This is a genomic window from Aegicerativicinus sediminis, from assembly GCF_015476115.1.
GTDB lineage: Bacteria > Bacteroidota > Bacteroidia > Flavobacteriales > Flavobacteriaceae > Aegicerativicinus > Aegicerativicinus sediminis.
On the sequence record NZ_CP064295.1, the window covers coordinates 3,595,596 to 3,621,509 of the forward strand.

The 25,914-nt window shown below is 35.6% G+C and carries 20 protein-coding genes; 9 read left to right on the forward strand and 11 right to left on the reverse strand.

Annotated elements, in window-relative coordinates:
* Window positions 1-23 precede the first annotated feature (23 nt).
* Together ISU00_RS15410 and ISU00_RS15415 are read left to right on the forward strand one after the other, a co-directional pair.
* Window positions 24-602 (forward strand): YceI family protein, encoded by a 579-nt coding sequence (locus ISU00_RS15410; protein WP_228851565.1) that lies wholly within the window; start codon window positions 24-26, stop codon window positions 600-602.
* Window positions 603-1,004: 402 nt separating this feature from the next.
* Window positions 1,005-1,568: a hypothetical protein gene (locus ISU00_RS15415; RefSeq protein WP_228851566.1), complete on the forward strand. Its 564-nt coding sequence runs from the start codon at window positions 1,005-1,007 to the stop codon at window positions 1,566-1,568.
* 40 nt (window positions 1,569-1,608) lie between these two features.
* On the opposite strand, the gene ISU00_RS15420 is transcribed toward ISU00_RS15415, so the two are convergent.
* Window positions 1,609-2,577 (reverse strand): mechanosensitive ion channel family protein, encoded by a 969-nt coding sequence (locus ISU00_RS15420; protein ID WP_228851567.1) that lies wholly within the window; start codon window positions 2,575-2,577, stop codon window positions 1,609-1,611.
* A gap of 175 nt (window positions 2,578-2,752) precedes the next feature.
* On the opposite strand from ISU00_RS15420, the gene ISU00_RS15425 reads away from it, so the two are divergent.
* Window positions 2,753-3,571 (forward strand): SDR family oxidoreductase, encoded by an 819-nt coding sequence (locus ISU00_RS15425; RefSeq protein WP_228851568.1) that lies wholly within the window; start codon window positions 2,753-2,755, stop codon window positions 3,569-3,571.
* 197 nt (window positions 3,572-3,768) lie between these two features.
* On the opposite strand, the gene ISU00_RS15430 is transcribed toward ISU00_RS15425, so the two are convergent.
* The gene (locus ISU00_RS15430; RefSeq protein ID WP_228851569.1) at window positions 3,769-5,046 is read right to left on the reverse strand and encodes an aminotransferase class V-fold PLP-dependent enzyme; all 1,278 of its coding nucleotides are present in this window, start codon (window positions 5,044-5,046) and stop codon (window positions 3,769-3,771) included.
* 113 nt (window positions 5,047-5,159) lie between these two features.
* Here ISU00_RS15430 and ISU00_RS15435 point away from each other — a divergent pair, with 113 nt between their 5' ends.
* The 4 genes from ISU00_RS15435 (at window position 5,160) to ISU00_RS15450 (ending at window position 8,897) form a co-directional block, all read left to right on the forward strand.
* A complete protein-coding gene (locus tag ISU00_RS15435; RefSeq protein ID WP_228851570.1) occupies window positions 5,160-5,501 on the forward strand; it encodes a zinc ribbon domain-containing protein YjdM in 342 nt (113 codons plus the stop codon).
* A gap of 102 nt (window positions 5,502-5,603) precedes the next feature.
* The gene (locus ISU00_RS15440) at window positions 5,604-6,347 is read left to right on the forward strand and encodes a hypothetical protein (RefSeq protein ID WP_228851571.1); all 744 of its coding nucleotides are present in this window, start codon (window positions 5,604-5,606) and stop codon (window positions 6,345-6,347) included.
* A gap of 224 nt (window positions 6,348-6,571) precedes the next feature.
* Window positions 6,572-6,841: a hypothetical protein gene (locus ISU00_RS15445; protein WP_228851572.1), complete on the forward strand. Its 270-nt coding sequence runs from the start codon at window positions 6,572-6,574 to the stop codon at window positions 6,839-6,841.
* 109 nt (window positions 6,842-6,950) lie between these two features.
* Window positions 6,951-8,897: a T9SS type A sorting domain-containing protein gene (locus ISU00_RS15450; protein WP_228851573.1), complete on the forward strand. Its 1,947-nt coding sequence runs from the start codon at window positions 6,951-6,953 to the stop codon at window positions 8,895-8,897.
* A gap of 11 nt (window positions 8,898-8,908) precedes the next feature.
* Here ISU00_RS15450 and ISU00_RS15455 read toward each other — a convergent pair whose 3' ends face one another.
* Together ISU00_RS15455 and ISU00_RS15460 are read right to left on the reverse strand one after the other, a co-directional pair.
* Window positions 8,909-9,346 carry a VOC family protein gene (locus ISU00_RS15455; RefSeq protein WP_228851574.1) on the reverse strand — a complete coding sequence of 146 codons (438 nt, stop codon included), beginning with the start codon at window positions 9,344-9,346 and terminating at the stop codon, window positions 8,909-8,911.
* A 69-nt stretch (window positions 9,347-9,415) separates the two neighbouring features.
* Window positions 9,416-9,871, reverse strand: coding sequence for a cupin domain-containing protein (locus ISU00_RS15460; protein WP_228851575.1), 456 nt, complete (start codon window positions 9,869-9,871; stop codon window positions 9,416-9,418).
* A gap of 239 nt (window positions 9,872-10,110) precedes the next feature.
* On the opposite strand from ISU00_RS15460, the gene ISU00_RS15465 reads away from it, so the two are divergent.
* A complete protein-coding gene (locus ISU00_RS15465) occupies window positions 10,111-10,719 on the forward strand; it encodes a nitroreductase family protein (RefSeq protein ID WP_228851576.1) in 609 nt (202 codons plus the stop codon).
* Window positions 10,720-10,778: 59 nt separating this feature from the next.
* Here the strand turns inward: ISU00_RS15465 and ISU00_RS15470 are convergent, their stop codons facing one another.
* Window positions 10,779-13,595 carry a M16 family metallopeptidase gene (locus ISU00_RS15470; protein WP_228851577.1) on the reverse strand — a complete coding sequence of 939 codons (2,817 nt, stop codon included), beginning with the start codon at window positions 13,593-13,595 and terminating at the stop codon, window positions 10,779-10,781.
* A gap of 213 nt (window positions 13,596-13,808) precedes the next feature.
* Here ISU00_RS15470 and ISU00_RS15475 point away from each other — a divergent pair, with 213 nt between their 5' ends.
* Window positions 13,809-14,219: an OsmC family protein gene (locus ISU00_RS15475; protein WP_228851578.1), complete on the forward strand. Its 411-nt coding sequence runs from the start codon at window positions 13,809-13,811 to the stop codon at window positions 14,217-14,219.
* 44 nt (window positions 14,220-14,263) lie between these two features.
* Here ISU00_RS15475 and ISU00_RS15480 read toward each other — a convergent pair whose 3' ends face one another.
* The 6 genes from ISU00_RS15480 to ISU00_RS15505 form a co-directional block, all read right to left on the reverse strand.
* Window positions 14,264-15,184 carry an EamA family transporter gene (locus tag ISU00_RS15480; protein ID WP_228851579.1) on the reverse strand — a complete coding sequence of 307 codons (921 nt, stop codon included), beginning with the start codon at window positions 15,182-15,184 and terminating at the stop codon, window positions 14,264-14,266.
* Window positions 15,185-15,271: 87 nt separating this feature from the next.
* A complete protein-coding gene (locus ISU00_RS15485; protein WP_228851580.1) occupies window positions 15,272-18,553 on the reverse strand; it encodes a S41 family peptidase in 3,282 nt (1,093 codons plus the stop codon).
* 127 nt (window positions 18,554-18,680) lie between these two features.
* Entirely contained in the window at window positions 18,681-19,712 is a 1,032-nt protein-coding gene (locus ISU00_RS15490; RefSeq protein WP_228851581.1) for an agmatine deiminase family protein, read from the reverse strand.
* 9 nt (window positions 19,713-19,721) lie between these two features.
* Complete coding sequence (locus ISU00_RS15495) at window positions 19,722-20,606, reverse strand: carbon-nitrogen hydrolase (RefSeq protein WP_228851582.1); 885 nt, start codon at window positions 20,604-20,606, stop codon at window positions 19,722-19,724.
* A gap of 136 nt (window positions 20,607-20,742) precedes the next feature.
* Window positions 20,743-23,475: a pyruvate, phosphate dikinase gene (gene ppdK / locus ISU00_RS15500; RefSeq protein WP_228851583.1), complete on the reverse strand. Its 2,733-nt coding sequence runs from the start codon at window positions 23,473-23,475 to the stop codon at window positions 20,743-20,745.
* 179 nt (window positions 23,476-23,654) lie between these two features.
* Window positions 23,655-25,802, reverse strand: coding sequence for a S9 family peptidase (locus tag ISU00_RS15505; protein WP_228851584.1), 2,148 nt, complete (start codon window positions 25,800-25,802; stop codon window positions 23,655-23,657).
* Between the last annotated feature and the right edge of the window lie 112 nt (window positions 25,803-25,914).

Consider the following 25,914-nt stretch of genomic DNA (forward strand, 5'->3'; position numbering starts at 1 on the left):
CTCAAATTAAAATCTAAACAAAAATGAACAAACTATTTTTTACAATCGCCTTAACTGTTTTAGCGTTTACATTATCAAATTCCCAAACTAAAAATGAAGTAATTAAAACAATTTCAATATCAGAGAGCGTGGTTAACTGGAAAGGATCTATGCTGTTCAGTTTTGGAGGGCATTATGGTACGGTTAATTTCAAGGATGGAACATTAAAATTCAATTCGGGAAAACTTACAGGAGGAACTTTCATCGTTGACATGACCACAATGGTGAATACCGATGGAGGTTTTAACGAAGGATTAATGGACCATCTGAAAAATGAAGATTTTTTTAATGTGCCAAAATACCCTTCTGCAACTTTTGTGATTACCGAAATTGAGGAATTAAAAGATGGCAACCTGCGAATAACCGGTGATCTGACTATAAAAGGAATGACCAAATCTGTATTTGCAGAGGCTAAGTTGGATAAAACAAACAATAAATTTGAAACACGGTTAAAGATAGATCGTACTGATTGGGATATCGTTTATGGGGCAAAAGGCCATGTTAATATAAAAGACTATGCTATTTCTGACGCAATAGAGTTGGAAGTTGAAATTCAATATTAATGGTCAAGGACAAACTTCACTTAAATCTGAAAAATCTCATTTACCTTTTTTTCTATACCAAAAGAAGTACAATAATATCAACACTATAGGTAAGATAATATATACAACAAGATCGAAAGGATTGGATATATCTATTGCAGAATTATTGTCAGGATGAGGAACATCCGTGGGTATTTGCATTGATAGATAAAATGGGAAATTAGACATATGTAAATAGAATGATGAAATGTAAGTTAACTATTGTTTGATAGAATTGGCATGCTTTTTAGATTATTCTAACACTCTTCCCTCCTATCAAATACGATGAAATAAAAATAATTTTTAATTTACTTTGTATTTCAAAGTACTTTATATAATTTTACTTCCGAAATTAAAACATTAATTATCTAATTTTAATTATACATGGAAACCGAAATGAAACTAGGCAAGTCAGCTCTCACAGTGGCAATTGTCACAATTTTATTATTAATGATCCCATTTGTAGCAATGCAAATATCTGGTGAAGTAGATTGGAGTTTTATGGATTTTGCCATCATGGGTACTCTTATTTTTATAACAGGCATGGCCTATGTTACACTGACTAGGTTTGCTAGTTATTGGGTACTAAAGTTAGCTTTCATCATTACAATTGGCATCACTTTTTTTATGATTTGGGCCAATTTGGCGGTTGGATTAATTGGCTCGGGGCCGCACGCAGGCAACCTAATGTATATAGTTATCTATTTAATTGTTGCAATTGGAACCTTAAGGTACTATTCTAATCCATCAAAAATGGTTTATGTAATGTTGGCAACCATAGGTGGATTAATACTATTAACAATTGTGGCATTTTTAGCAGGAATGCAAAATTATCACGCTAGCTCAGCTTCAGAAATATTAATGGTAAATGGTTTCTTTATAGTACCATATGCCATTGCGGCCATTTTATTCAGGGATGCAGCAAGAAAATTGAAATCTAAAAACTAAAATACTACTTATACAGAGCCCTCATTTAATGAGGGCTTTTTTATGCTCCAGATTGTTCGCCTTTTTTTAAATCTTCAATTTTTTTACGAAATTCAGTTGCTTTATCGCCAACATCAGATTTCGGATCATAGTATTTAATTTCTAAGATATCAGCAGGTAAATAATGCCCAGATTCTGTAAGTACATTCAATACATTTAGCATAGCCTGGTTCATAATCTTATTCGCGGGAACTTTGGTGTCAAAAGTATTTATCCAGAACAAACATTTTACATTAACCGTGGAGGTTGCAAACATATCGATTTGAGCTATTGGCTTTCTACCATCTAGGTTTAATACATTTGGTGTTTCGCTAAGGGTTTTTTCTATCAACTCTAATCCTTGGGATAAATCATCACCATAATCTAAACCAATCACAAATTCTTTGCGCAAATAACCATCTATGGTATAGTTTCTTAATGGATTTTTTAAAATTATAGCATTAGGAATAAATACATCCTGCCCATCGAACGTCTTTAGCATGGTTTGCCTTAAACTCATGTTTTGAACAACTCCTTGAATATCGTTAACTTCAATCCAACTACCTTCAATAAATGGTGGATCGAAAGCTATTATTACGCCTGCCAAAAAATTTTCAAATATATCCTTAAGCGCAAAACCAACAATAAACGTGGTGAGCCCGGCAGCTCCCAATATTGAACCACTGATTTCCCCCAAGCCTAGAATATACATGGCCCACATTACACCAATTAAAAAAACAGTAAGCCATACAACTTTCCCAAAGAAATCTGCTACCAGAACTTGTTTTGATTCTGCCCGTTTCCTAAGGATACGCTCCAAACGTATTTCTGCAAATTTTGCCAAGAAAAAAAACACCAATAAAACGACTATGGCGGTTACCAAAACTGGCAGAAAGGCCACAAATTGATCCCAACTAGAAAAAATCTTAAGAAAGGCGTGGTCTTTCAATTCGATAACACCATTAGATTCAGGAACAGTTATGGTTTCCATATAAGAATTTATTTATTAGGTCTTCATTGGTATAAGGTCTAAAGATATAAACCTAAATTTAATTGAATTACCCGATAAACTTCAAATTAGAAAATCTTTAAACCTATTGAAACAAAGTGTCCATAACATTATTTTTAAAATTGTAAAAACATTTCAAACCTCTAAATAATAAACCATGCAAAAACCGAATGAACGATTGGCAGGTCAAACTTGTATAATAACTGGGGCAAATTCGGGAATCGGTGAAGCGGTAGCACATGCCATTGGTATGGAGGGCGCTAATGTCGTAGTAAATTACCGCTCACGTCCTGAAGAAGCTGAAGAAATTGCCCATAATATTAGTCAACATAGTAAATGTGGAGATGCAATAGCCATACGTTGCGATGTCAGCAACGAAAATGAGGTATTGGCCATGTTTAAAAAAACCATTGATCATTTTGGTACTGTTGATATCTGTATTCCAAACGCTGGGCTTCAAAAGGATGCTCCATTACATGAAATGTCCCTTAAAGATTGGCAATATGTAATAGATGTAAATTTAACTGGACAATTTTTGTGCGCTCGTGAAGCAATTCGTGAATTTATCCGACGAGGAATGCGACCAGAAATTTCAAAATCCCTTGGGAAAATTATTCATATGAGTTCAGTGCACGAGATAATTCCATGGGCTGGACATGCAAACTATGCAGCTTCTAAGGGAGCCATTGTTATGTTGATGGAAAGTATTTGCCAAGAATATGCCCCTATGAAGGTTAGATGCAATAGCATAGCGCCAGGCGCAATTAAAACCAAAATTAACACTGAGGCTTGGGAATCTCAAGAATCACTAAATAAATTGATGAAATTAATTCCATACAAACGAATAGGAGTTCCAGAGGATATTGGAAGCACAGCTGCTTGGCTTGCAAGCGATGAGTCTGAATATATTAATGGAACAACCATCTTTGTTGATGGAGGAATGACATGCTATCCAGGATTCACCCAGAATGGATAAAAATATAGTCATCTAGGACCTGGGAAAGTTCTAAAGGATGTTTACCTTTCTAAATTAAAAACCTGTAACGATGAGTAATATTGATAATGATCCAAGGTTTTGGTGGTACAATACTCGGTATGGAAGAATTCTATCCATTATCGCCGCAATTATTGTTGTTGTGACATTAGCAATTTGGGTTTTCAATAATTATTAAATTACCCTAAAGTCTCAATAACCTTTAATGCTCGATCTATTTCTTCCTTAGAATTGTAGATATGTACAGAATGCCTTAATAGCTCCCCTCCTATACTTCGAGGTTGAAGACGTTCTCTTTCCCATAGCGTTTTTTGTAATTCTGGACCGCTCAATCCTTTAACCGAATAGGTCGTAATACCAGCCGCCATATTTTCATTGATGGAAGAGTGAATGGTGACATGTGGAATATCCTTTAACCCATTTCTTAGGTACATTCCTAATTCTTTTATACGTCCCAACCATCGATTTTCCCCAATGGTGTTATAGAAATCAACCGCCGCATCATAACCTGTTATTTGATAAGGACTTCCCGTACCATTCTGCATTAGCCTAAAACCATGGTCATCATGATTATCCCAGTTATAACTAGCCAGAGTTGACCAGATAGATCCTACGACCTGTTTATTAACATAAAGCAAGCCACTTCCTGGAGGTGCCAACAACCACTTATGCAAACTTGAATAATAGGCATCGCATCCTATCTCCTTTACATCAACCTTTACATGCCCTACACATTGCGCACCATCAAGCACAGTAAATATTCCGCGCTTTCTTGCCTCAGCACAAATTTCCTTAACAGGCATTAAAGTTCCATACCCAGAGATTATATGTGGTACAGCAATTACTTTAGTTTTTGAATTAGCTTCCTTAAAAATAGCATCTATTATTTGTTGAGGATCATTGGCTGGCTCAGGCATTATAGCCTGTTTATAAATGCAGCCCTTTCGTTTTGCCAATAACTGCCAAACCCCAAAACCTCCTCCATGTTCTTGATTGGTATTTATGATTTCATCGCCTTCTTTAAGGTCTAAGCCATTCCCAACAAAGTTCATCCCAATTGTAGCATTTTGGGTAATGGAAAGTTCTTTGAAATCAGCATTAACTATTGTCCCCAACTTTTTACGTAATTCCTCATAAGGAAAGTAACCACTTAAAAGTTCTGGGCCTGAACCATTTTTATAATCAATTGTTGCTGCTTCCGTATTGTAGTACATCATATGATGCATCATTTTATCCAAAACATATCCAGGGGTTGGACCCATAGTACCATTATTAAAATAGGTTTGCCCCTCTTTTAAAGGAAATTGTTTTCTCACCATGTTCCAATAAGAATCCCCCTCAAACCGTTCATTTTTCAATGGCTCAATAGACCAATTTTTCTGAGGGTCGAATTTAATAAAGGGTAATGCCATAGAGGCCAAAGAACTATTTTTAAGGAAATTTCTACGACTTGTCATATTTACAGAAAATTGTTAGGTACATAAATTTATACATTTTAGGTATCCTTCTCCTACTGTTATTCAAGAAAACTAAGCATTTGTCTATTTTTGTAAACACAAATTTCCTAACTATGAGTGAAGAAACTACCTCTTGCCCAAAATGCGATTCTCCATACCCTTACCCAAGCGGTTTGCTTATGATTTGTCCAGAATGTGGTTACGAGTGGAATCCAAAGGAACAATCAGAAGCTTCTATAGGCTTAGTGGTTTTAGATGCGAATGGTAATAAATTAACTGATGGAGATAGTGTTACTGTAATAAAGGATCTTCCTGTAAAAGGGGCTTCTAAACCAATAAAAGCAGGAACGAAGGTTAAGAATATCAAATTGGTTGAAGGCGACCATAATATCGACTGTAAAATTGAAGGTTTCGGTTCTATGGCATTAAAGTCTGAATTTGTAAAAAAAGCCTAATTTTTTAGACAATTTTATTAAACCTAAGCTCATAATTGATTTTTAAAAATTTAGATAATAAATTCCTACCTTGGTATTAATAAATATTAAAAAATCACACTAATGAATTTTAAATTGAAAACATCTTTGATGATTCTCCTTTCCTTGGGAAGTGGCGGAGTATTTGCTCAAAATCCCTCAAGAGAATTGTCTGGCTTGGTTAACATGAGAGCGGCATATCTAGACCAAGAAATGAAGGACAAAGGGTACACTTTTGTGAAAGGGGACAAAAGTGATACTGACAGTTACACCTATTATTGGAACAACAGAAGTAAAAAATGTGTTACTGCAAGAACCAATAATGGCACCGTAAAATCCATAGTTGAAACTTCAGCCATTGATTGTGGCAAGTCGGATTCAAATTCTAACAACGGAAATAATGGAAACAATGGTAATTGGCGTAATGACACTGAAAGCCAAGCATACCAAAGAGGATATTCCGATGGGAGAAGTAACAAAACCAGATTTGACCGGTACGGTTCACAAATCCAAATGAATGCTTATTCCAGAGGATATAACGATGGCAGAGAAGGTAAAAGAAGAGATCCGTATTATTCTAACAACAGCAATAATTCAGGGGGAGGAAATAATCGCCCACGTGAGGTTAAATGGAGAGATTTGGGAGGCTGGTTGGCAACTTCAGCTTATGATGAATTACAAGCCCGTGGATTTAGGCAAGTTAAAGACCATCAACAAGGAGGAAAAACTTATAGAGTGTGGTACCATAATAGGACCAAACAATGTATAAAGACCGTAAGTGAAAATAAAAATATTAAGGAGATTCTAGAATCAGATAGTTGTGACTAAATTAAACAACCTTATAAAATAAAAAATAAAGGATTGTGGTTTCACAATCCTTTATTTTTTCAATTAATTAACTGGTTTTCAAAGTAATATTTATTGTTTTTAATCGTGGTTTTATGAATTTTAAGGCCATACACCGAATAATATCCCCCCTTGTCCTATAGTCAATTATCAAAAGTTATTTAAGATTAATTTAATGAGTATAATCCCAAATTAAACTTACTACTATGGATACCAATATGTCTCTTTTCAACCAAATCAATAGCCTAGCCTATTGGTTTTTATTTCAAACCAATTATAAGAGTTCTGTAATTTTTGATGCTGACAAGGATTGTTTCTTCGTAACAATTAAAAAGAGCGGAAAACCTTTATACTCTCATCGAATTAGTGATTTTAGTAAACGAAAAACACGTCTTTTACAATTTGAATTAGTTGCTATAGCTAATAGTTTACTTCATATAAAGCAAACTATCAGGCAAAAACCACAAATGGCTTAGTTTAAAATTTTTGAAATATTCATCCAATATTTCGGGCGTACTTAGATGACATAAATCATACGATTTATAGGATACATATCGTAACATTATTGATTAAATCCTAAAATCCATGAAACGGCTCGACATAAAACTCAGCCTTGTAATTATTTCCTCTTTTTTACTGATGAGCTGGGTGGCAAAAAAAACCTACTATTATTATGTGCCAACAGATATAGATGATTTTTTTATGCCAGGTTCGCAACCACTAGAATCTGGCGTATTTGATTCTCCAAACCAATGCGATAATTGCCATGGTGGATATGATAATGCTACGGAACCTGCATTTAATTGGAGGGGTAGCATGATGGCCCATAGTATGAGAGATCCCTTATTTCAAGCATCACTAAGCATTGCAAATCAAGATGCGTTAGATTCAGGCGATTTATGCTTAAGGTGTCATACCCCAACCGGTTGGTTAGAAAATCGGTCAACACCAACTGACGGCTCTGCTTTAATAAAAAATGATTTAGACGGCGTTCAATGCCATTTCTGTCATAAATTAATTGACCCATTAAGTAATAGACCGGAAGATTTAAATTATTTAAACACTATCAACAATATACCCACTGTATACGGTAATGGTATGTTTGTTGCAGATTCAGACAATAATTCCAAAAGAGGTCCTTTTAATGATGCCTCGGCCAATCACCCAACTATTTATTCGAGTTTTCATTCTGAATCCGAAATGTGTGCAACATGTCATGATGTAAGCAATCCAGCCTTCACTAAAACTCCTAACGGTAGCTATAAACCCAATGACCTAAATACTCCTTCAGACACCTTTGAAACTTATGAGATGTTCCCAATAGAAAGAACTTATAGTGAATGGAAAATGAGTGCCTATAATTCTCCTAACGGTATTCCATCAAATGCTTTTGGAGGGAATAAACAAAATGTTAGGTCTTGCCAAGATTGTCATATGCAAGATGTAAGTGGTTATGGCTGTAATAAAAGTTTCGCGCCATTTAGATCAAATCTCCCATTACATGATTTAACAGGCGGCAATACATTTGTCCCATTATTGGTAAAAAGCCTTTATCCTAATGATGTTGATCATGCCGCCATAGATGCGGGAATTATTCGGGCGGAATACATGTTGAAAAATGCCGCAACCATGAACCTAAATGTTGAAAAATCTGAAAGTGGTTATGATGTTGAAGTAAATATTATAAATGAAACAGGACATAAACTGCCTTCTGGCTATCCTGAGGGCAGAAGGATGTGGATCAACCTACAAGCTTTTGATATAAACAATAATCTTATATACGAATCTGGATCCTATGACACCAGCTCAGCCCAATTACAATTAGAGGGAACTAAAATTTATGAAGCCAAACTCGGTATGGATGAGGAAATTTCAAACATTGCTAACGCGAATGGAAATGGGAATTATACCCCAGGAGAATCATTTCATTTTGTTCTGAATAATACGGTTGTTAAAGACAATCGAATTCCACCCAGAGGATTTACAAATGTCGGATTCGAATCTGTACAAGCCGCCCCAGTAGGGTATAGTTATGAAGATGGTGAATATTATGACCAAACAGATTATCAATTACCCGAGGAAAGCTATAAAATATTAGTAAAATTATACTACCAGACTGTATCCAAGGAATATATTGAATTCTTGAGGGACAACAATACCACCAATAATACTGGTCAACAAATCTATGATTTATGGACTGCTTTTGGAAAATCAACCCCCGTAATAATGCAGGAAAAAGAATTTTACACAGATGTTCTTTCAATTTCTGACAATGAGGCTAATAACAACTTGACAGTAAAATTATACCCCAATCCAACCCAAGAGTTAATTCATATCAAAGTCACCAATAATCTAGACCAGATAAAGGGTTATGAAATTACAGATATAAACGGCAAAAAGATTAAAACACAGTTAATTCCAAAAAGTCAAACTGAAATTGCAATAGAAACAAAAGGCATTTCCTCAGGTCTTTATTTTATTAAGATTAACCTAACGAACACATCAATTATAAAACAATTTTTGATTCGTTAACTATTTACCAATTAAGGATAATTGTTAATCTCTATTATATAACCATCGGGATCTTTTAAAAACGTCTGTCTCACACCATCCGGCCTCGTTTGAATTTCATATTCTTTAAATGAACCCAAAAGTCCATAAACCAATCCGTGCTGTTTTAGATGATTCAAAAAACCCTCAAAATTGGATGGCGTTATTGCAAAATGATTAAAAGTGGATGGATTAATTTTCACACCTTCTACCTCTCCCACATGCAGTTCTAAATTACCTCCCAATGATATAAACATTTGATTTTCAGGCAGCCAAGGGATTTTCTTATCCTTTAATTTTAAGATTTCAGTGTAAAACTTCTTGCTTTCTTTAAAATTACTTACCACAAGGGTAACATGTTGAAATTTTATATTAGATTGAAACCCATCGTCAACAATATTATTATTGCTTTCATTAAGTTTAGTATTCAAACTAAATATTAGAATTATCAATAATGAAATTGACAATGTAATTTTAACGGAATAACCAAACATGAACTTCTAGTTTTTAACTTCAATTGCATCCATTGGTTCCTCAAAGGCAATAAATAAGGTGCAGGGACCTTTGTCTCCACATTTGGCTATATGAGGTTTTTTGGCAGGCCCATAGGCATAAGTTCCTGGTTTTAGCACGGTGGGTTTTTCTCCATCATACGTCACTGTCATTTCTCCTGTAAGCAAAATCATCCGTTCTGCAGAGGTATGCCAATGTTTTGCAATAGTAACATTTGCAGGAACCTTGTACAGAATGTCGAAATTACCTTTGGAAGGGTCACCGTTAAGAACGGTTACCGCACAACCTTCTGGCATAAATGGAGGACAATCCATCCATTCCATAGTTTTTGAAGCGGTTTTAGTGTCTATTGCTACTGAATTTTGTGACTGAATTGTGGATGTGTTGGATAAGGTGAAAAGAACAAAAGCTGCTAAAACGATTTTAATTTTAGGATAATACATAATAATAGAATATTTGGTTAGAAAAATTATTTTAACCAAAAACATAATTTACGTTAGCTTAACAGAATTGGGATTCTAGGGAAATTAACCTATGCTAATAACAGTTAGGAGGTAGAGAATTGTTTTAATTTACAAAAAATTAAATTAATCGATTTTTGAATCCGACTAACATTGTTAGTATACACGATAAACTTTGTGGGTTTGAATGATTATCATTGATTCTTAAACCCAAAAAAATTATGAAAACACTCGAAGAACCAATGATAAAAAAAGAGACCCCAACTGATTATGAAATTCATCCGCTTATAAAGCAGCGCTGGAGCCCAAGGGCCTTTTCAGAAAACCCTATTTCCGAGAAAGAATTAAAACAATTATTTGAAGCAGGTAGATGGGCCGCTAGCAGTAATAATTTCCAGCCATGGAGGATAATTTATGGTATTAAGGGCACGGACGTCTATAATCGGATATTTAAATGTTTAGACGAATTTAATCAAGGTTGGAACAAAACCACTCAAGTTTTATTACTGGGAGCCTTTAAGAAAACTAATAAAAAAGGAAAAGAGAATTTTCATGCCCTCCATGATTTAGGTCAATTTATGGCTAACCTTTCCATACAAGCACAATCGATGGGCATTGCTATCCATCAAATGGCCGGAGTTGATTTTAAAATGGCGATTAAAGAATTTGAATTCCCCGAGGATTATCATGTGGCTACTGCAGTAGCCATTGGGTATTATGGAGGTGATATTGAAACCTTACCAGAAGATTTGCAGGAAAAAGAATTGCAAAAAGAGCGAAAACGAAAACCTCAGGAGGAATTTATTTTCAATGGAAATTTTAAGGAATAATTAAAAAAAAATGAAAAAAGGCCAAACATTTCAGTTTGGCCTTTTTTATAGAACTCATTTTAATTTATTGGCTCCCCGTGAATATCCAATTCTACAACTGGTTTGCCTAATTTTTTGATTTCCTCAAATTGGGTAGCCTTGTCTCCTACTACGACATAGATCATATCAGGCTCTTGCAAATATTTTGAAATTACCCTTTTAAACTCGGGCAAATCCATCCCTATTAAAATCTGTTGCTCCTTTTCAACATAATCGTTGCTCTTGTTAAATTTGCTCAATTTGCGCAACATTCCAAGTTTACTTCCTAAAGATTCATAAGCCCTAGTATTTTCTTTAAGAATTTTATTTTTGGTCAATTCAACTTCATTTTCTCCAAAATCATTCGCATAATTTGAAATCATATTTTCAATGATTTGCAGGGATGCTAAAGTAGCGTTTGCTCGCACACTGGTTTGGGTATAGAATTGCCCAACATCCAACATTTCTGTAACTCCAGAAGTGGCTCCGTAGGTATATCCTTTTTCAATTCTTAGGGTCTGAAATAATTTTCCACTAGAACCACCTCCCAAAATCTCATTTGCAAACTTTAATTTATCCAAATCAGGATTGGATGCCTTAAGGGTTAATTTTCCTAGTAAAATAACAGATTGCTTAGCGTCTGGAACATCAATAAAATATAAATTACCTGCTATTCCTTCTGGATTTATTGTTTGTTCAGGAAGTTGGTTTGCTTCATTCTTCCAACTATCTGATAAATTTTTAAATGTATTTAATACTGTGATTTTATTAACAGCTCCAACCACATTTAGATTAGCATTCACTGGTGAAAGCAATTTGTAATATGCTTTTAAATCTGAGAGTGTAATATTTTCGGCTGTTTCCAAATCTCCCGATCCTGAAACTCCGTAAACATGATTGTTGCCATATAGCAACTTTCCATATGCCAGTGAAGCTATTGAACTAGGGTTTGCCTCTCTTCCTTTTAGATTTGTTTTTAAAGCCAACTTAAGACGCTCGTATTCCTGTTCATCCCATCTAGGTTGCAATAGGATTTCTTCAACAATCTTAATTGTTGGTACAAAATTTTTGCTTAAACATGATCCATTAATCCTTAATTCTTCACTAGACGAAGAAATACCGATTCTTGCGCCTAATAAACCGATGGCCTCTTCTAATTCTGCCGGAGTTTTGGTAGCCGTACCCTGCATCATCAAATCACTAAGAAGTGAAGCAACACCCGTCTTACCTGCAGGATCTAACAGTTGTCCACCTGGAATGGATAATTCAAATTGCACTAAAGGTATTTCACGATTTTCAATACCATATACTTTAATTCCATTTGCTAATTCACCCATATAAATATCTGGTGATTTAAATAATGGGGTCTCACCAAAAGATGGTTCGCTTCTATCATACTTACTTGGTGTTTTTTCATACACCGCTTCTTCACCTTGAGATACCTCTTCATTTTCAACATTTTGCTTCACTTCCTCGATCCAAACTTCTGCTAATTTTGCACCATCTACCATTAATTCCAATTCACCTTTAGGCACCACACTTGTCATTACATAGTGCTTATTTTTAATATATTTATTATATACCCTCATAATGTCTTCAGCTGAAACTGAATTCATAAGCTTGGCACGTTTTGTTATAAACCCAGGGTCTCCTCCAAACTCATTATCTTGAACCAATTGAAACGCCTTATTCAAGACTGTACTGATACCTTGGTACAATTGGGTCTCCATTTCAGCTTTTATACGTTTTAAATCATTTTCGTCAACACCTTCCTTTTCAAATTTTCTTAATCCTTCTTCAATGGCCAACTTTACATTATTCAAATTTACGTTTGCATTAGCTCTAACCCTGAAGGTAAATTCACCTGCCAATTCACTGCTATTCTGATATGAACCAACATTTGGAGTTAGTTTTTTTTCTTCAACCAAAACTTTATATAAAGGGGCTTTTTTGCTTCCGCTTAATAAGTTCCCTAAAATTTGAAGTGCATAACTGTCCTCATTGTATTCTTCAACGGTCGGATAAACCATTCTAAATTCTGGTAACTTGGCGAAGTTATCTTCAAAAAATAAATTCTTTGTTTCAGTCAACGAAACGGGCATTGGCGCTAAAGGTTTAACTTCTGGTCCACTTGGAATCTCTCCAAACCATTGTTCTACCAGCTTTTTAGTCTTCTCTATATCTATGTCTCCCGCAATTACTAGAGAGGCATTTGCGGCTCCATAATACTCATGATAAAACTCTTTTACATCATCTAATGTTGCAGCTTGTAAATCTGGAAGCTGACCAATTACCGTCCAACTATATGGATGTCCTTCAGGGTATAAATTTTTTCTTATTATTTCATCTGTATAACCATATGGCGAATTATCTACACGTTGTCGCTTCTCATTTTTAACCACTTGTTTTTCGCGTTCAAGAGCTTCTTTAGTAACGGTATTAATCATGTAACCAAATCGATCTGAATCTATCCATAAAATTTTTTCAAATGCATCTTTTGGGACAACTTCATAATATACGGTTCCATCGGTCCAAGTACCTCCATTACGCGTTCCTCCCCATTCAGGAATCATTTTACGATTGGCTCCCCTTGGAACATTCTCAGAGTCATTAAAACTCATATGTTCGAAAAAGTGTGCAAAACCCGTTTTCCCAGGTTTTTCACGGTTAGAACCTACATGCATCATTGTTGCTACTGCAACAATTGGGTCACTATGGTCTTCGTGCAATATAACCTCTAGTCCATTGGACAAGGTGAATTTCTCGTAATCGATAGAAAATTCTTGTTCTTGTGCGTTGGAGATTAAACTATTTGCAGTAAACATGACAACTAATAATAAAAGTGATTTCTTATTCATAATTGAATGATAACTAGATTTATTTATGGATGTTAAAAATAAAGATTCCCCCTATAAAATACAGCTCATAGAAATGTTAAATACTGAATAAATGGACTGTATATTATTGCTGAATGTGAATTATTTATTAAATCTTTAACCTCAACAAAATGGATAGCCATTATTATTTAAACTATTCGTAATTTTAAGATATTAATTCACTAAAAACATATCATGAAAAGAAATGCATCAGCACACTGGGAAGGAAATGGTAAAAACGGAAAAGGACATTTAACTACTCAAAGTTCGGTATTAGATAAAACACAATACTCCTTTACTTCTCGTTTTGAGCAAGGAATTGGAACGAATCCTGAAGAATTGATTGCTGCAGCACATGCAGGTTGTTTTACCATGAAACTAGCTTTTATTCTTCAAGAAGCAGGATATACAGCAGATTCTTTAGATACAACCTGTGAGGTGTCATTGGAAGATGGCTCAATTAAAACAAGTAAGTTACATGTTACAGGAAGCATACCAAATTTAGATGAGGAAACATTTAAAGGTATGGTTAAAGATGCTGAAGAAAATTGCCCTATTTCTCAATCACTTACGGCAACCACAACAGCAAGCTACACACTCAATTAAATAAAATACATAATAAATAAAAGGTCAGTTTTTAGCTGACCTTTTTAGCTTTTAGGGGTACGAGGTGCACCCAACCTATTCCTAGAAGTATTGATGAAATAAACTCCAGTTAATAATACCAAAGCCGCTATAATAGATTGAAGAGTTATTTTCTCGCCTAAAAAATACCACCCTAAAAATAGGGCAATAATAGGATTAACATACGTGTTAGTTGAGACCTTTTCTGGTGAAACTTGCTTTAATAAAAAATTGAAAGCTGTAAAAGCAGCAATACTTCCAAAGATGATAAGGATAACCATCGCCCAAATAACATCTGATCCCCATTGTGATAATGGCACCCATTTTTCTCCAAAAACAATACTAAAAAAGACCAATAGCAAACCGCCTGTTACCATTTGATACCCTGTATTAACAAAGAAATTTTTAGGCAATTCAGCCTTTCCAACAAATATGCTTCCGTAGGCCCAACTTAACATACATGCCAAGATCATCAAAATTCCTGTTAAGGCATTTTCTTGTAAGACAATTTCTTTTTGACTCACCAATAAAAACATACCTATTACCCCCAAGAAAATTCCCAATAATGACATTCTTCTAATTTTCTTGCCCTGCAATGCCCACATCATTAAAAGGACAACCAAAGGCTGAGCTGCAATTTCCAATGCAGCAAATCCACTATCAACATATTTTAATGCCCATACCACCACTCCATTTCCAAAGGTTAAAAAGAAAAAACCTGCCAAGACGGTATTCTTGAATTGCCGCTTACTGATTTTTAAACTTATCCCACTGAAAAAGGCAATCACAAAAATTAGGAGACCCGCTGTTACAAATCGAATTGATGCTAGCATAAATGGATCTAACTTGGCAACTGATATCTTGTTTAGCAGATAAGTGGAGCCCCAAATCACGTAAATAGCGAAAAAGGCGAGTATAATCAAAGCTGTTGGAGAGGGTTTTTTCATCGGCATGATTTCAAGAGTCAAAACAACGTAAATTTCCTGAAATCACCTCAATAGAAAAACATTTTCTTCAACAGCCTTATTAACTAATTAATCTTTAGTCTGTAGTCCTTTGGCGGTACGGTCTTGCATGGATGGCGGAGGGGTTTTTATCGGGGGATTTGCCATTACTAGCTTAAGTACCTCCGATACCACCCTTTCTATTTGCGGATCCTTTCCTTCCATTAACAAATTAGGATCATCCCAAACTTCAATGTCAGGTCGCACTCCAACACCCTCATCAAACCATTCTCCATTATTAAGATATAAACGAGCGCCAGGAACCGTAATACCACCCCCGTCAATTAATTCATGACCTGTTGCTGGTCCAACAAGAATTCCAACGGTACGCTCCCCTACTATCGGTCCAGCGTCTAATTCCCTGAAAGCCCAAGGTAAGGCATCACCACCTGAACCGGCCCAACCGTTAATTAACATTCCCTTCGGACCAGTGTTTACCCTTTGTGGGGCGGTAATATGTTCTCCATGACGCCAGTATAAATTATAAATAGAAGGACGCAACATAAGTTCCATAAATCGATCTGCCAATTGGCCCCCACCATTAAAGCGTTCATCGATTATGAAGCCTTGTTTATCCAACTGAGCATAATACATCTTCACCAATTCTAATTGCCCGCGACTAGATGTGTTGGACATGTATACGTAGCCTAATTTACCATCAGATAATTTTTCCACCATTTGTCGGTTGTCTTCAATCCATGATAAATACCTAAGGTTCTGTTCTTCACCTTGATTTAACAACTTTACAATAACTTCCTTTGCTTCAGAAATTTTTCCAGATTTAGAAACCTGTAGTGCCACAGTCTGTCCAGCCAAACCATCGAAGGCGGCATATGGATCTAATTTAGTATCTAGTGGTATGCCGTTAACAGAATGAATGTAATCTCCTGAACTAACTTCAATACCAGGCCTATCAAAAGGTGAACGGACTTCGGTATCCCAAGGTGCAGGTTTAATAATTTCTTCAATTGCATAACCTTTTGAATCCACTTTCCAGTTTATTCCTAAATATCCGGTTTGGATAAAATTAACTTGTTCATTATCTCCACCTCGGGTATATGTATGTCCAGCGCTTAGTTCAGCCTGCATATTGGATTGAATATTTGAAACATCCCATCGGGTTCTTGCATCTTCAATTAATTTTCCATACCGTTCTCTCATCTCATCCCAATCTACTTGCTGCATATCTTTATCATAAAAAAAGTCGCGATAACGTCTCCAAGTATCGTTAAATATTTCTCTCCATTCCTCTTTCGCTACCCATTGCATTGTCAAATGTCCCGTAGGAACGGGTTCATCAATTTTTTGACCTTCGCTTGGTGAGATTATGCCTAATTTCCCTCTTGAAAAAACCAGCATGGATTTTCCATTTGCCGTCGGAATTACAGAATTTATGTTGTCCATTATTTTCTTTTCCTCCCGCTTATCAAAATCAAAATATTTTAAAGTGGAATTACCATCGAAATCTCCGACTATTGGATATTTTAAATAAATTAATTTTCCATCAACATTAAACAGATCCCCATAATTTCCTGCTGGTATTGGTAAAACGGTTAGTCTACTTTCAGCACCATTCAAATCAATTTTCAATTCTTTTTTTGTGTCTGATGAAGGAACCTCTTTTTTTGAGTCTCCTTCTTTTTCCTTAGGCTGGTCTTTAGAAATTGAAATAGTATCATTTTTAGGCGATAACGGATATTGAACATTCCTATTTAAGGCAAGGGCCACAATTTCCGTGTTGTTTGGATAAATCCAAGTGCCATCACCTAATGAACTGTAAGCGGCATTAAATGCTCTATCCGTTAAATAGAATAAAAACTCTCCTTTACTATCAAAAACTGGATTGAAATCATTATAAAATCCGCTGGTAACTTGTGTAACTTTTTTAGAATCAACATTATATAAATAAATAGCACCATTCGAATTATCTAAACTCTTAGAATAAGTAAGCCATTTAGAATCCGGCGACCAATTAAGGGTATACCCGAATCGTCCACCATGTATTATGTGGTACTTGTTTTTATCAACATCAGTAATTTTACCGCTTTCGGCATTAACTATACGTATCCTGTTTTGTTCATCTATAAAAGCCATATGTTGACTATCTGGGGACCAATGCAATTCATACCCAAAACCAGATTTAAAATCTGTAAGCCTTTTGGCAGCTTTAGTATTTTTAGAATCCTGGAGATAGATTTGAAACTCCCCTCCTTTATCACTCCAATATGCTATGTGCCTACCGTCAGGAGACCAAGCGGCATTACGATCATAAGCTCCGCTAGAATGGGTTAAATTGATTGTTACCCCTTCTTTTGCAGGAATATTAAACAATTCACCTCTAGCCTCTACAACAAGTCGATTTCCATCTGGTGAAGGAGTAGCACCTCTCAATTGGTCAGAAACGTTCTTAAGTTGAGGCATTTCCAAAGACAAATCGGAAACAACCTTTACCTCAATTTTTTTAGGATCATTAGCGTTTTTTGTTTTTACATATAGATCTCCACCAGATTCAAAAACCAAATCATCATTATGGACAGCAAAATAAGTTATATCAAAATCCTCAATGGAAGTAAGTGGAGTTGTGACTTTAGTTTGAGTGTTATATTGGTAAATATTCCTTCTATAATTGGCACCAACGTCAGACAAATAGTAAATGTTATTTCCTGACCATGTTGGTTTACCATCATTTGCATGATCTGTTGTTATACGATCAACTTTGGAAGTTTTAAAATCATAAACCAAAATATCTGAAGTCAATCCACCTCGGTAACGCTTAAATGGATAGTTTTCAGTGATTTTTGTGATATATACCAATTTGCTCCCGTCTGAATTGAATTTGGCCAACTCCCCATAAGGAATATCTAATTTTGTTGGTAATCCACCATTAACATCCAACATAAAAAATTCATTTACTCTAGGCGTTTTTGCTTCTCTACGTGATGCTATCATTAATGATTTACCGTCTGGATGCCAATCTAACATTCTGTCCGGAAAAGAGGCATAGGTTAATCTTTTTGGAATCCCTCCTTCAACAGGCATTACATAAATATCCATATTGCCATTATAACTTGCGGAATATGCAATTTCAGAACCATCAGGAGAAAATCGAGGATCTGACTCTTCTCCTTGAGAATGTGTTAATTGAATCGCCTGTCCGCCAGAACGCGGCATTATCCATATATCACCTCCGTAAACAAAAGCAATTTTGTCTTTAGACATATCTAGGTAACGCATTAATTTGGCGTCAATTTGGGAATAAGAAAGTGAGGTGACCGAAAGAAAAATGGTCACTAAGAATACAGAAATTTTCATATAAGATTGTGTTTTTGATTGGTAAATGCGAACTGCATCCCTTAAAGATATTAAAATGATCTCTATAGAATGAATATTTGTTAGACGCTAATACTAATCAAAAAGTTACGAGGAATAATTGAAGATTTTAATGAGCAGGAATTTGCTGACTTAGGCAATGTAGAGTACCAAAGCCCCAAATTAAATCGATAGCACTTATTCCTATAATTTCCCGATTTGGGAAACATTCAGCCAAAATATTCAAAGCTATACGGTCATTGCTATCATTAAATACGGGTACAAGCACCGAATTATTAATAATCAAGAAATTAGCATAACTAGCCGGAAGGGTTACCTCATCAAATATAATAGGTTTGGGCATTGGAAGTGTGACAATCCTTGGTTTCTCTCCATCCTCCAAAAAGGAAGATTGCAAACGAGTTAAATTGTCTTGCAACGCTTCATAATTTGGACTATTCTTATCATTTTCAATAACAGTGACAATAGTGGAATCATTTACAAAGCGACACAAATCATCTATGTGTCCATGGGTATCATCGCCAATAATACCATTACCAACCCAAATAGTATTAGAAATACCCAAATACTCCTTAAATATAGCTTCATAATCCTGTTTTGTAAAACCAGGATTTCTCACTTGTGTTTTTTGATCTAAAAGGCATTCTTCAGAAGTAATTAAGGTTCCCTTTCCATTTACTTCAATCGCCCCTCCCTCTAGAACAACAGCTTTCCCTTTATAAACTACTTGAGTAAGAGGTAATTTTAAAAGATCTGAAACCTTAGAGGGGACGTGTTTGTCTAATTTGTAATTTGAATATTTAGCCCAACCATTAAAATTGAAATTCAATGCCTCTAATCCATTTTCACCATGAACGATTATAGGTCCAGAATCACGCATCCAACTTCTATTAGTCCTATGAACAATAAATTTAATTCTCTCTAAATCGACTGAGGCAGTCGTCAATAAGTCTGCAACTTTAGATTTAAGGTTTTCATCCGACACCATTAAATAAACTGTCTCGTGATGACTTATTTTTTTAATAAATTCAACAAAAGCCCATTGAATTGCATGATATTTTCCTGGCCAATCGTTACCATTATGGGGAAAGCATAACAGTATGCCTTGTTGTTTTTCCCATTCCGCTGGAAATCTTCGCATTAAATTATATTATTTATCAATGGCACGCTTTGTTAAATCTTGAAATGCATCTATCCGTCTATCTCGGAAAAATGGCCAATTTTGACGTACATTTTCCTGAAGATCTAAATCAACTTCGGCAATTAATATTTCTTCCTTATCGTGTGATGCCTGAGCAAGAATCTCTCCTTGGGGTCCAGCAATAAACGAAGCTCCCCAAAATTCAATTCCATTAGTATCTGGTAAATATTTTTCTAATCCAATCCTATTTGCAGCTGCAACATAAACTCCATTGGCAACCGCATGTCCTTTCATTACATTCATCCAAGCCCCATATTGATTTGTGCCGTATTGCTCTTTTTCTTGGGGGTGCCAACCAATGGCTGTTGGATAAAATAGAACTTCAGATCCCTTTAATGCTGTGAGTCTTGCAGCTTCTGGATACCATTGATCCCAACAAATTAAGGTACCAATATTCCCTTTTTTTGTTGAATTGTTCCTAAAGCCTAAATCACCAGGAGTAAAATAAAATTTCTCATAAAAATGAGGGTCATCTGGAATATGCATCTTTCTATACAATCCGGCTTCACTACCATCTGTATCTATTATGTAGGCAGAATTATGATAAATACCGGCCATACGTTTTTCGAAAAATGGAACAATTATAACAACGCCCAATTCTTTGGCAAGGGCACTAAACGCTTGGAATGATGTACTATAAAGTGGTTCAGCTAATGAAAAATTCTCTGTGTCTTCACTTTGGCAAAAATAATGGCTGCTATAAAGTTCTGGTAAACAGATTACTTCAGCCCCCTTTTCGGCAGCCTTTCTAACCCAATCCATACATTTTTTAAGATTGTTATCTGGCGTATTATTCAAATTTAATTGGACAACAGCTATTTTGTAGTTTTTCATGTTAACTATGCATTTCGTAATGCAAAAATACATATTTCTATATCGAAATGTTGAGCTCTAATACTAACAACCTTAACGTAACTACCAATAAAAAAAGCCCAAGTTATCCTTGGGCTTTTTACGAATTAGAAAAATTCTAATTCAATGTAGCTTTTAGTGCAGCTTGTGCGCTTGCCACTCTCGCTATTGGAACTCGGTAGGGAGAACAGCTTACGTAATCCATACCATTGTTGTAGCAGAATGCAACTGATGAGGGCTCTCCTCCATGTTCACCACAAATACCAACTTTTAAATTTGGTTTAGTACTTCTACCTCTTGTTATACCAATATGCACCAATTGACCTACACCTTCCTGATCTAAAACTTCAAATGGATCATTTTTAAGAATTCCTTTTTCAAGATAATCTGGCAAAAACTTACCTGCATCATCTCTGGAATAACCATAGGTCATTTGTGTAAGATCGTTGGTGCCGAATGAGAAGAAATCTGCACGTTCAGCTATCTTATCAGCTATTAAAGTCGCTCTTGGAACCTCTATCATAGTACCAACAGAGAAATCAATTTTATCTTGTCTTTCTTCGAAGACAGTTTCAGCTGTCTCCCTAATGACGTTTTCTTGAAATACAAATTCATCGAAAGTTCCAACCAAAGGAATCATTATTTCTGGCTTAGCTTCTATACCTTCTTTTTTGAGATTTAGCGCAGCTTCAATTATGGCCCTAGTTTGCATTTCAGTAATTTCAGGGTAAGTGGTACCTAAACGGCATCCTCTATGGCCCAACATCGGGTTGAACTCTTCCAATTCAGATACTTTCACCTTAACAGAATCTAAGGAAATATGCATTTCATCTGCTAATTCCTTGAGAGTTGCCAATTGGTGAGGCACAAATTCATGCAATGGTGGGTCTAGTAAACGAATGGTTACTGGCAATCCTTGCATTGCTTTAAAAATACCTTCAAAGTCTTCCCTTTGCATAGGTAACAATTTAGCTAATGCCAATTTCCTTCCTTTCACTGTATCTGCTAGGATCATTTCTCGCATAGCCTTGATTCGGTCCACTTCAAAGAACATGTGCTCAGTTCTAGTTAAACCTATACCTTCAGCACCAAAATTCTTAGCAATTGACGCATCTTTTGGAGTGTCGGCATTCGTTCTAACTTTCATAGTAGCAAACTTATCAGCTAATTCCATGATATCACCAAATTCACCTGTCAATTCTGGTTCTTTGGTAGCTACTTTACCATCTATAATATTTCCTGTTGAACCATTTAAAGAAATCCAATCTCCTTCGTGATATTCTTTCCCATCAACAAACATGCTACGATCTTTGTAGTCAATTTTCAAAGCACCGGCCCCTGATACGCAGCATTTACCTATTCCTCTTGCAACAACTGCTGCGTGGGATGTCATACCTCCCCTAGCAGTTAAAATACCTTTGGCCAAATTCATCCCTTCTAAATCCTCAGGAGATGTTTCTATCCTCACAAGGATACTGTTTTTATATTTTGCAACCTCGTCAGCGAAGAATACAATTTGACCAGTAGCCGCACCTGGAGATGCAGGTAAGCCTTGAGCAATTATATGTGCATCCTTAAGCGCGTTAGGATCGAAAACTGGGTGTAATAATTCATCTAATTTGTTAGGATCTATTCTCAATAACGCCTCTTCTTCTGAAATTAATCCCTCTTTAATAAGATCTATGGCAATTTTAACCATTGCAGCACCAGTACGTTTACCATTCCTTGTTTGAAGAATCCAAAGTTTGCCTTCTTGAATGGTAAACTCCATGTCCTGCATGTCTTTATAATGCTCTTCTAGTAATTGCTGATATTCATTCAACTCATCAAAAATTTCTGGCATCAATTCCTCCAATGAAGGATAGTTATTTATTCTCAATTTTTCTGTAACCTGTGCCAAATCTGCCCATCTCTGAGAACCTAATTTGGTAACTTGTTGAGGTGTTCTAACCCCAGCAACCACATCTTCTCCCTGTGCGTTTATAAGATATTCACCATTAAACACATCCTCACCTGTCCCTGCATCTCGCGTAAAGCAAACACCAGTTCCAGAATTCAATCCCATATTGCCAAATACCATGGCTTGGACATTTACAGCAGTACCCCAATCGGCAGGATATCCATGCATATTTCTGTAGTAAATGGCACGTTTTCCATTCCAACTATCAAAAACAGCAATTATAGCCATCCATAATTGATCCCAAGGGTTTGATGGAAATTCTTTTCCTAACCGGTGGTAAACCGCTTTTTTGAAGTCGAATACCAAATCTTTCAGATCTTGGACAGTAAATTCCGTATCTAATTGAATACCTCTCTTTTCCTTGAGATTTTCAATGATTTCTTCAAATGGATCAATATCAGTTTTAGATTTAGGTTTCATTCCTAAAACTACTCCACCATACATCTGTACAAACCGTCTGTAACTATCCCAAGCAAAGCGTTCATTGTTGGTCTTTTTGGCCAAACCAGCTACAACTTTATCATTTAAACCAAGGTTTAAAACAGTATCCATCATACCCGGCATAGAAACCCTAGCGCCAGAACGGACAGATAACAACAAGGGATTTTCGCTATCGCCGAATTTGGCCTTCATAATTTTCTCTACGCTAAGAACTGCCTTTTCAACCTCTTTTTTGATATTAGCTAAAACAATTCCTTTGCCTAAAGCATTGTATTCTGTGCAAACTTCTGTTGTAATGGTAAAGCCTGGAGGAACAGGAATGCCTATTGCGCTCATTTCGGCTAGATTGGCACCTTTACCCCCCAAGAGATTTTTCATTTTGCTATTACCTTCGGCCTTTTTATTGCCGAATGTGTAGACTCTTTTCTTTATTTTTTCTACTACTTCCATGGTAATTTAATTTGTTTGAATCTTGTATGAATTACAGATTAAAATTACTGCGTATATACAAGTCAAAACATGATTAAAATCACCTTTATCAGCTCCTTAAATTTTCATTTTCAAGGATTAGTAGATAAAAAAAATCCGGGCTCTTAAGCCCGGAATCAATATTTTATTATTGGTGGGTATTATTCCTTAATGCCCTCTAAATCTAGAATAAATGCATACATTAAGGCAAAACGCTTAAAACGTTCAAATCTTCCAGATGCACCACCATGACCAGATTCCATGTCAGTATATAAATAAAGTTGGTTATCATCGGTTTTAAGTTCCCTTAATTTAGCTGTCCATTTAGCAGGTTCCCAATATTGAACCTGACTATCCCAATAACCTGTGGTAATTAACATGTTCGGATAATCTTTTGCCTCCACATTATCATAGGGCGAATAGGACAGCATATACCGATAATAGTTTTCATCTTTTGGGTTACCCCATTCATCAAATTCAAAAGTCGTTAATGGGATTGTTTCATCTAACATGGTTGAAACCACATCTACAAATGGTACAGCGGCTATTATTCCATTCCATAAACCTGGAGCCATATTAATCACAGCCCCCATGAGCAAGCCTCCTGCACTTCCACCATAGGCATATAAATGATCTGAACTCGTGTAATTTTTGTCAACCAAATACCTACCCACATCAATGAAATCGGTAAAGGTGTTTTTCTTTTTCAACAATTTTCCATCTTCATACCACTTTCGTCCCATCTCTTGTCCACCACGTATGTGTGCTATGGCGTAAATAAAGCCTCGATCTAATAAACTGAGAATGGTAGAATTGAAGGAAGCATTCTGACTACTTCCGTATGAACCATAACCATATAATAATAATGGTGTTGTTGAGGAAGGATTAGTTGAGTTTTTATAAACAATTGATACAGGAACTTTGGTTCCGTCTCTCACTTCAGCAAAAACACGTTCAACCTTATAATTATCTGATGAAAAATTAGGATCCATAACCTCATCTTGCTTCAACAAGGTTTGCTCCTTTGTTTTCATATTATAATCATAAATGCTGTTAGGTGTAGTAAAGGAAGAATACCCGTACCGAAGCAAGTCGGTGTCAAACTCTGGATTAGCGCTAATGTAAGCCGAATAGGTAGGATCTTTGAATGGGAGATAATAATCTCCTCCAGACCATTTCATAACTCTAATCTGTCTTAAACCTGCCTCGCGTTCTTGAACAACCAAAAAATCCTTAAAAAGTTCAACATTTTCAATAAATACATCCTCCCGGTGAGGTATAACATCTGACCAATTAGATAATCCTGGGGCTTTTACAGGTGCTTTTACCAGCTTAAAATTCGTCGCTTTATTATTTGTAACTAGGTAAAAACTATCACCATAATGATCACCTCTGTAAATTAGATTTCTTTCCCTAGGTTGAATAATTTCAAATTCACCATCTGGGGTATCTGCATCTAGATACCTCATCTCTGTACTTAAGGTTTGAAAACTTCCAATAAATATGTAATCTTTTGATTTGGATTTTGATACCCAAGTACTAAATTCTTCATCGGTTTCTTCAAAAACTAATTTATCCTCACTTTGGAGAGTGCCTAATTTATGTTTAAACACCTTGTTTGAACGCAAAGTTTGAAGATCCTTAGAAGTATAAAAAAATGTTTTGTTATCATTTGCCCAAACCCCACTGCCTGTAGTATTACCTATTACATCTTTATAAATATCACCGGTTTCTAGATTTTTCACATATAAATCATACCGTCTTCGAGAAACGGTATCCACTCCAAAAATGAGAAGATTATTATTTGGACTTACCGAAAGGTTTGAAATTGAAAAATACTTTTTCCCTTTTGCCATTTCAGGTCCATTCAATAAAATTTCTTCTTTAGAATTAATGCCTGCTTTTTTTCTGCAATAAAGCGGATAATTCTTTCCTTTTTCATAACGGGTATAATATGAATAACCATTTTCTGTGACAGGTACCGAGGCATCATCTTCTTTAATTCTACCTGTTATTTCATTGTAAAGTGTTTCCCTTAGGTCTGGTAAATGATTTAATTCAAGATTTAGATATGCATTTTCCTCCTTGAGATAGGCCAATACATCTTCTGTTTGTGAATCTGGATTACTAGCATTTTTCTGTTCGTCAGACAAGCGCATCCAAAAATAATTATCGATTCGAGAATCACCATGAATTGTCAGGGTTTCTGGAATCTTTTTGGCTTTAGGTGGTGTAGTTGTGTTTGTGTTTTGACTTAATGAAACATTAAACAAAACTGTACAGCTAAGAATGGTAATAAATGTTCTCATTTTAATTGGATCAAATTCTTTAAATATAAAGATAAACTAATATCAATATCCTTTCATAATTAGTGGTATTGGGTTAATAACTTTAAACTAAACTTAATAGTTTGGAGCTTTA